This is a genomic window from Saccharopolyspora terrae, assembly GCF_004348435.1.
In the GTDB taxonomy this organism is placed as follows: Bacteria; Actinomycetota; Actinomycetes; order Mycobacteriales; family Pseudonocardiaceae; genus Saccharopolyspora; species Saccharopolyspora endophytica.
Window position 1 is genome coordinate 1 of sequence record NZ_SMKS01000156.1, and the last position, 730, is coordinate 730.

Annotated in this window: 1 protein-coding gene; it reads left to right on the forward strand. The window is 62.2% G+C overall.

Translation table 11 applies throughout. The features are described from left to right. Window positions 1–400: 400 nt before the first annotated feature. On the forward strand, window positions 401–730 hold a 330-nt coding region (locus tag E1181_RS32445), incomplete at its 3' end, for an amino acid permease (RefSeq protein ID WP_235877185.1).

Here is a 730-nt window from a genome sequence, read left to right on the forward strand (position 1 = left end):
CGATAGGTGATCACGTGGGGTCCTGGTTCTGAAGATGATCTTGTGGTGAGACCTTCTTCTACCAGGACCCCACGCCCACATCTCCTCAGGCCCTCAGCCATCCCCATTCCACTGAGATCACCTCACTAAAATGGAGGACGTTCGGCAATCCGTTCGGTTAGCTTGCCGCACGAGGCATAATCCCCTCCGTGGCGTGGCGCCCCGGCTTGACTGCCCCCATCGAGCCGGGAGCCGAGTAGAAAACCGCCCCGCGTCCGACCGACAAATCGGTCAGATGCAGGGGCGGTTTCTCGCCAAAAACGCCGACAACCCCCTGAAGCCGCCCTTGCCAGCACCATGTGATTACCTATGACGGCGCTGCCTACAACGAGATGAACGGTATTCAAGGCATTTAAAGCAAGTGGCCGTACTCGTCGCGTCCATCCGCAGCGACAGAACCAGGCTGCCCGGGCACCTGAGTCGCTTCTATGCTGATCAGCACAACAAAGAGGCGACAAGGCTGGGCAAACTTGCTGAGCTGCTGTGCTACAGCGAGCTCGGCACCCGTTTCCCGGTCGCCGGCGGCGAGTACTCGATCGTCGCCCGGGTGCTCGGGCGCGGCGTCGGCTGGATCACCTTCGTCATGAGCCTGGCGATGATCGTCGTGGTGCCGCCGGTGATCGCGCTCGGCACAGCCGAATACCTGAGTTCCGCGCTCGAACTGCCCACCGCCGCCACCGGCGCGGTGGTG